The 407-nt window shown below is 36.1% G+C and carries 1 protein-coding gene; it reads right to left on the bottom strand.

What is annotated here, in order from left to right; all coding sequences use genetic code 11:
• Window positions 1-301, bottom strand: a 301-nt coding sequence (locus tag NG901_RS16630) for an HTH domain-containing protein (RefSeq protein WP_252217054.1), incomplete at its 3' end; no start/stop codon positions are given.
• Window positions 302-407: the final 106 nt, after the last annotated feature.

Raw genomic sequence — 407 nt, 5'->3', positions numbered from 1 at the left:
AAATATCCGCAAGTTCAAACAGGTCAACGCCTTTAGTAGAGTTTTTAATTAATTCGAGTAAGAGTTTTGACTTTCGTTCTGTTACATCACTTTCTGTCTGAAGTTCAAATGGAATACGCTGGTTGATTTGATAGCCTTGTTTTGCAGAACGAATTAAATTCGGTGTCGCTTCATTTATTTTAGAAATGTTGTTGCGAATGGTTCGTGTTGTACACTCGCAAAAAGCTGCTAACTCATTTGAGGTAACCCACTTATTTTCCTGTTTATGCAAATAAGCTAGTATTTCTTTTTGAGTATCCATTTTTTGTTACCCCCTATATATCGAAAGCCAGTTGTATTAGCTATCAACTACCACAACTGGCGCTCTGTTACATTAAGCTTCTAAGTCTTCCCCATTAGACTCTATT

Source organism: Clostridium sp. CMCC3677 (assembly GCF_023845585.1).
GTDB lineage: Bacteria > Bacillota > Clostridia > Clostridiales > Clostridiaceae > Clostridium > Clostridium aquiflavi.
Note: the sequence above shows the minus strand (reverse complement) of the source record. Positions and strands in the feature narration are given on the sequence as shown.